Annotated in this window: 6 protein-coding genes; 2 read left to right on the forward strand and 4 right to left on the reverse strand. The window is 66.1% G+C overall.

The genetic code is table 11. From position 1 onward, the window contains the following. Positions 1–113: 113 nt before the first annotated feature. The 4 genes from G6R19_RS18440 to G6R19_RS18455 form a co-directional block, all read right to left on the reverse strand. A complete protein-coding gene (locus G6R19_RS18440) occupies positions 114–800 on the reverse strand; it encodes a hypothetical protein (RefSeq protein WP_163167658.1) in 687 nt (228 codons plus the stop codon). Between the two features lie 52 nt (positions 801–852). Further along, on the reverse strand, positions 853–1,809 hold the full coding sequence (locus G6R19_RS18445; RefSeq protein WP_163167660.1) for a helix-turn-helix domain-containing protein: 957 nt from the start codon (positions 1,807–1,809) through the stop codon (positions 853–855). A gap of 139 nt (positions 1,810–1,948) precedes the next feature. Next, the gene (locus G6R19_RS18450) at positions 1,949–3,079 is read right to left on the reverse strand and encodes a D-TA family PLP-dependent enzyme (protein WP_163167662.1); all 1,131 of its coding nucleotides are present in this window, start codon (positions 3,077–3,079) and stop codon (positions 1,949–1,951) included. Next, positions 3,076–3,678 carry a TetR/AcrR family transcriptional regulator gene (locus G6R19_RS18455; RefSeq protein WP_163167664.1) on the reverse strand — a complete coding sequence of 201 codons (603 nt, stop codon included), beginning with the start codon at positions 3,676–3,678 and terminating at the stop codon, positions 3,076–3,078. The genes G6R19_RS18450 and G6R19_RS18455 overlap by 4 nt, the downstream gene beginning before the upstream one ends. 124 nt (positions 3,679–3,802) lie before the next feature. On the opposite strand from G6R19_RS18455, the gene G6R19_RS18460 reads away from it, so the two are divergent. Then, positions 3,803–5,773 (forward strand): primary-amine oxidase, encoded by a 1,971-nt coding sequence (locus G6R19_RS18460; protein ID WP_163167666.1) that lies wholly within the window; start codon positions 3,803–3,805, stop codon positions 5,771–5,773. Then, the gene (locus G6R19_RS18465; RefSeq protein WP_240341961.1) at positions 5,757–6,230 is read left to right on the forward strand and encodes a hypothetical protein; all 474 of its coding nucleotides are present in this window, start codon (positions 5,757–5,759) and stop codon (positions 6,228–6,230) included. Before G6R19_RS18460 ends, G6R19_RS18465 begins: the two co-directional genes overlap by 17 nt. Positions 6,231–6,519: the final 289 nt, after the last annotated feature.

A 6,519-nucleotide genomic window follows, 5' to 3' on the forward strand; every position in this document is an offset into this window, starting at 1 on the left:
CGGCGCCAGCCCGCCGTCGTACACCCCCTCCCGTTGGCACGCCAACAAACCGAACTGAGTAGGCATTTGCCCTCAGAGTCGCTCGAAGTTGCCAGATCGTGTTTGAGCGCCGGCTAACCGGCGGCGGGTTTGGTCTCGATGTAGTTGATGACCAGGAACTCTCCCGCCGGGACCAGTTCCACGTACCAGCGGGTCGGCTTGTCAAGGTCCTCCCAATTGCCCTGGCCGGCCACCATGGGGCGGTAGACGGCATCGAACTTCAGGAACGTTCCGCTGTCTGTGGCGCTCGAATCGATTTCCTGCAACAGTTCGAACTTCCCCCGCCCGCTGCCCTCCGGTTCAGCAGAGCGGACCGCTGCCAGGTTCTGCTGGTTCATCACCTTTACGGAGGTGAAGTATTCCTGCCAGGCCACGTCGCTGTGCGTGGTGAACAGGGTGGCCGAGTAGGCCTCCGCGTTCCTTGCGGCGAGCCGCTCAACGCAGCTCTCAGGGACGGCCATGTCTGGACTCCAGGCCGCGATCAGCTCGGAACCGGCGTTGAACCACCCGCTGTAAGCGTTCAGGACACTGCCGATCGTCTCGCGCGGGGTGCCCAGGGGGATTCGGACCGGCGTCAGGTCGTTCTGGCCAACGAAGGGGCACTCCGGCGGAAGCGCCGACACAGGCGTGGCCGGAGCGATATCCGGCGGGGGCGGAGGCGACGGGAACAGGCTGCAGCCGCTCATGCCGGACAGCAGCACAAGTGCGGCAGCCGTCGTCGTGATTTTTCTGCCGAGCCCATGCCTGACTGGAACTTTCATTATTTCTCCCCCGATAACGCCATCCTCAAATGGGTTAACAGCGTTGGTTGCGTCAGGCCTGGCGACGCCAGTCGGTGGGGGACAGGCCGAAGGCGTCACGGAAGGTGCGGCTGAAGTGGGCCGCGTCCAGGAAGCCCCGGCGGGCTGCGACTGTACTGACTGATTTCCCGGCGTGCAGGGGGTCGCGCAGGTCGCGGCGCGCGCCTTCAAGGCGCTGGCTCCTGATCCAGCTGGCCACCGTGGTGCCGGACTCGTGGAAGACGTTGTGGAGGTGCCTGGTGGAGATGAAATGGGCGGCCGCGATGCTCGCCGGGGACAGCAGCGGATCGGACAGGTTGGCCTCAATGTACTCACGGATGGACGCGGCCAGGAGCGCCTGCGGCTTCATCCGGTCCGGGGCGATGTCCATCTCTGCGTGCAGCATGGTGGACACCAGGTCCAAGGCATTGGTGGCCAGCCGTGAACCGCTGGGACCGCCCAGGACATCGAGGTTTTCGGAGAGCTGGCGGATGAACTGTCCCACGATCCCGCTCAATCCGGTGCCCCCTGCCATCCTGACGGCGGCCAGTTGCCCGACGTAATCTGTGGGCAGGGTAAGGGCGTCGCAGGGAAACATCACCACCATCATCCGGGCCTGTTCCTCGAACGCCAGGGTGTAGGGGCGGTTGGTGTCGTAGATGGCCAGGTCGCCGGGCTCAAGGAGCGCCTCGCGGTTGTCCTGGATCAGCAGGCCCGTGCCCTCGAGCTGGAGGTTGAGCTTGAAGTAGCGCTCACCGGCCTGGGCAATGAGCGCGGGCGTGCGGTGGACCTCGTGGGATGTGGCCGTGACGTCCACGATGGACATCCGGTCCAGCACGCGCGAGCGCAGTTGTCCGCGGAAGCCGTCCACGTCTGCTGTGCGTGCCGCGAGCGGCACAAAGGATTCGGCCACGAGGTGCTTCCAGTCGTCAAAAGTCCGGGCAACGCTCGTGGTGACGTCCTGGCTGGCGGGTGCGGTAGCTGTGAGCATGGATGTTCCTGTCGACGGAGGGCCATCTGGCGTTCCCCAAGGACTGTGTCCTGGAACACAGTCCTATGAGGTTAGCCCCGGTTGATATCTTTTTTCAACACTTGGCGAAAAAAGAATTCCTCAGTTGCCGCAGCTCCGGCTATTTGTTCTTCCCCCGGGCGGCTACGGCCCAGCGGTCCACGAGCTCGCCGTGGCTGACCACCGCCACGTCTTCCACGAGGTTCATCGCAAGGCAGACGTGATTGGGAATGACCCGCAGCTTTGTGCCAATGGGCGGTGGCGTGCCGTCCCCGTGCCATTCCACTGTGGCGTGGTGCTCGGACAGGGCCGTGATCCTGGCATCCGGGTGGTCCATCAACCGGCCGAAGCCGCTCGCCCAGGCCGGCCGGTCGCTGCCCAGGATCTTGCTTCCGGCGTCGAGGATAAACCGCGGCGGCGTGCCGGGAGCGGTGCGGTGGTGGCTGACCACCGTCGCCGCAACCGTCAAGGCGATGTCGTCAAGCGCGCAACGGCCCAGTTCAAGCTGCTGGGCGTCGCCGAAGACGTAGACGCCGGGCCGCACTTCGGTTGCGGACGAGCCCTGGGTGAGGAGTGCTGTCGGGGTGGATCCTCCGCTTCGCACGGCTGCCTCGAAGCCTGCCGCGCTCAGCGTTTCCGCTGCCTGGCGCAGGGCCTCCTGCTCCTGGGCCGCCGCCTCAACCGGCATCCCCGGCGCGTAGCTGTGGCCCGGAAATGTGAAGACCCCGGCAATGTTGAGTCCGGCGTCGGAGGCGGCCCAGGCAACGGCCGCAGCGGCCTCCGGCTGGACCCCGCTGCGGTGGTGGCCGCTGTCGATTTCCACCAGCACGCTGATCTCCCCGGCTGCTTCGCCGAGGCCTGCTCCCAGCGCGGCCGCTCCCGCTGCCGAGTCAACACCTACCGAAATTTTCGCGGCCGCGGCCAGCCGGCGCAGCCGCTCCGCTTTCTGCGGCGAAAGCCACAGGGGGTAGGCGATGAAGAGGTCCTGGACTCCGGACGCGGCGAACACTTCGGCCTCTCCGATGGTGGCCACGGTCAGCCCGACTGCCCCCGCCGCGAGTTGCCGCGCCGCGAGCTCCGGAATCTTGTGGGTCTTGGCATGCGGGCGCAGGGCGAGCCCTTTCGCCTTCACGGACTGGGCCATCCGCGCAATATTCCGGTCCAGGATGTCGATGTCCACCAGGATTTCGGGCGTATCCACGTCGGCGGGAATCAGTGTGGCGGCGCTCTCGGCGGGCACTGCTGCGTTCATCGGGCGGACGGCTGGGTCAGCAGGGCCAGGTAGCCCTCAAGCTGGCGGTCATGTCCAAAGTCCGTGCGTCCTGCCGGAGCGAGGGCGGCTTCGATCTGGGCGCCGAGCAGCATGTTCAGGAGCTGGCCTGCCAAGGCTCTGTCGTCGACGCCGGTATTGACGTCGCCGGCGTCCCGCGCCTCTTTGAGGCAGCGCCGGATAGCGGTGAGCCACTCGTCCATGGACTGCTGGTGGATCACAGCCTTTTGGGGATCGTTGACGGCTTTCTGCCAGAAGGGGATCACGATCCGTGCCTCGTTGATGCGCTCCTCATCGAGGGGGAGTACTTCAAGGCAAAAGGCCCGCAGCGCTGCCAGGCCGGTCTGGCCCGCGGTGACTTCGGCGATCCGCTGGTTGGTCCTGTTGAAGACGTGGCTGAAGGCGAACTCCAGCAACGTGTCCTTGGTGGGGAAGTACGGCTTCAGGGCGCCGTTGGCGAAGCCCGCCTCCATGGCAATCTCGCGCATGGTGGCACCTTCAAGGCCGTTCCGGGCGATGATCCGCCACGTGGCATCCACCAGCTCCAGGCGCCGCTCGTCATGGTCAACAATTTTTGGCACCGCAACCGCTCCCCGAAAAATATTCTTGCCCAAACCCTTGTGAGCCATCTTACGTAGAGCTTATTCTCTACAACTATAGAAAATAAACCGCTCAATCCCACGCGGTCCGATCAAAGGCTTCCCCATGACGCTCGTACCAGTTGAAACAACCCCGGCATTCGGCCTGGCCACGGCCCCGGAGATCCTCGAGGTCCAGTCCATTCTGCAGCAGGAGGGCCTTCTCGGGCCGCAGCACCGGATTGCCTACCTCGGCCTGTTGGATCCGGCCCGGCCCGGCAGGCCCGGCGGCTCCACGGCCGGCGGCACGGACCAGGCCCAGGACCGGCGCTTCCGGATCTTTATCCACGACGTCTCCGGGGCTGCGCCAACCGACGCCATCGTTTCCCTCACGCACCAAAAGGTGGAATCCGCCGTCGTGCTCGAAACCGCCTTGACCGGCGAACTTCCGGTCCTCGAGGAGGAGTTCGAGGTGGTGGAGGCGCTGCTGGCCACCGATGAGCGTTGGCTGGACGCCCTTGCCGCCCGGGATCTCGATGTGGCAAAAGTCCGCGTGGCCCCGTTGTCCGCCGGGGTGTTCGAGTATGCCGAGGAGAAGGGGCGCCGGATCCTTCGCGGCTTGGCTTTTATGCAGGACTTCCCGGAGGACAGTGCGTGGGCGCACCCCGTGGACGGGTTGGTGGCCTACGTGGACGTGGTGAACAAGGAAGTCACGCAGGTCATCGACCTCGGCGTGATGCCCGTTCCGGCCGAGCACGGCAACTACACCGATCCGGAACTGACCGGGCCGCTCCGCACCACCCAAAAGCCCATCAGCATCGCCCAGCCCGAAGGGCCCAGCTTCACCGTCACCGGCGGCAACCACGTGGAGTGGGAAAAGTGGAGCGTCGACGTCGGCTTCGACGTCCGCGAAGGCGTGGTCCTGCACAACCTCGGCTTCCGGGACGGGGACCGGGTGCGGCCCATCATCAACCGCGCCTCGATCGCCGAGATGGTGGTCCCATACGGGGACCCGTCGCCCATCCGGTCCTGGCAGAACTACTTCGACACCGGCGAGTACCTGGTGGGCCAGTACGCCAACTCCCTGGAGCTCGGCTGCGACTGCCTGGGCGACATCACCTACCTCAGCCCCGTCATCTCGGACGCCTTCGGCAACCCGCGCGAGATCCGCAACGGCATCTGCATGCACGAGGAGGACTGGGGCATCCTCTCCAAACACTCGGACCTCTGGACCGGGATCAACTACACCCGCCGCAACCGCCGCCTGGTGATCTCCTTCTTCACCACCATCGGCAACTACGACTACGGCTTCTACTGGTACCTCTACCTGGACGGCACCATCGAGTTCGAAGCCAAGGCCACCGGGGTCGTCTTCACCTCGGCGTTCCCCGAGGGCGGCTCGGACAACATCTCCCAGCTCGCCCCCGGACTGGGCGCGCCCTTCCATCAGCACCTGTTCAGCGCACGGCTGGACATGGCCATCGACGGATTCACGAACCGCGTGGAAGAGGAGGACGTGGTCCGGCAGGCGATGGGCGAAGGCAACGAGCGCGGCAACGCGTTCTCGCGCAAGCGGACCGTGCTCGCGCGCGAATCCGAAGCAGTCCGCGAAGCTGACGCCCGTGCCGGCCGGACCTGGATCATCTCCAACCCCGAATCACGGAACCGGCTGGGCGAGCCCGTGGGCTACAAGCTGCATTCGCACAACCAGCCCACGCTGCTGGCGGACCCGGGCTCCTCCATCGCGAAGCGGGCAGCCTTTGCCACCAAGGACCTGTGGGTGACCCGCTACGCCGAGGACGAGCGCTACCCCACCGGCGACTTCGTCAACCAGCACTCCGGCGGCGCAGGCCTGCCCGCGTATGTAGCGCAGAACCGGGAACTCGACGGCCAGGACCTCGTGGTGTGGCACACCTTCGGCCTCACCCACTTCCCGCGGGTGGAGGATTGGCCCATCATGCCGGTGGACACCGTGGGCTTCAAGCTCCGCCCCGAAGGCTTCTTCGACCGTAGCCCGGTGCTGGACGTTCCGGCCAACCCGAACCAGCAGGCCTCCTCCTGCCGCAGTGAGGGAACCTCCGGTGGCTCCTGCCACTAGCCTCGCGCCAGGAGCGGGGAAGCGTACGACGGCGGCCGGCCGGGCCCCTGTCGGCGGTCCCGTCCGGCATCCCCGGCTGGTCGCCGTGGTCACCGCCGTGTCCTGCGTTGTGCACCTGTGGGTGGCGGCCGCCGGCCACCACGGTGCCTGGCTGGGCGTTTTGATGGTGGCGCTGGCGGCCGTCTGCGTACCCTGCACCATTCACATCTGGCGGCACAGCCGTGTGGGCGCACTGCGACAGGTGACTCTTTCTCCCCTGCTGATGGTCGGCCTGCACACTGCGCTGCTGCTCGGCGCGGGAGGTGCGGGGCACACCCACGGCGGCAGGCCGGCGTCGTCCGCTGCCCAGGCAACCGGGAACACCCAGCTGCTGCTGGTCATTGGCCTTGAGCTGGCCACCGCCCTGCTCGCCGCCACCCTGGTGGCGCGGCTCCGGCACCTTCCTCAACCCAAGTAGGTAGCGCCAGGTGTCGTTTTGGCCGCCCAAAACGACACCTGGCGCTAGTCCGAAAATGGGGTGACGTGGCTTTGTTGGTTGGGCGTGGTTGATCGTTCGGGCCACGTTTGGGCTTATGCGAGTATGTGTGGTTGTCAGGCTACCGGGGTGAGGGTCACGGTGTAGCCGAGGGCTTCGAGTTGGCGGATGTGGTTGTGCTTCCTGGCGTCCGGGTTGGTGCGGGCATGGACGTAGTCGTGGCCCAGATCCTGGAACCTGGTGTCGGGGTCTTGGAGGATGTGCCAGGTGG

This window comes from Arthrobacter sp. Alg241-R88, from assembly GCF_900537115.1.
GTDB lineage: Bacteria > Actinomycetota > Actinomycetes > Actinomycetales > Micrococcaceae > Arthrobacter.

What these genes read in the sequence shown, in the direction of transcription:
- G6R19_RS18440 (WP_163167658.1), bottom strand. Translation starts at nt 800, where the DNA reads ATGAAAGTTCCAGTCAGGCATGGGCTCGGCAGAAAAATCACGACGACG.
- G6R19_RS18445 (WP_163167660.1), bottom strand. Translation starts at nt 1,809, where the DNA reads ATGCTCACAGCTACCGCACCCGCCAGCCAGGACGTCACCACGAGCGTT.
- G6R19_RS18450 (WP_163167662.1), bottom strand. Translation starts at nt 3,079, where the DNA reads ATGAACGCAGCAGTGCCCGCCGAGAGCGCCGCCACACTGATTCCCGCC.
- G6R19_RS18460 (WP_163167666.1), top strand. Translation starts at nt 3,803, where the DNA reads ATGACGCTCGTACCAGTTGAAACAACCCCGGCATTCGGCCTGGCCACG.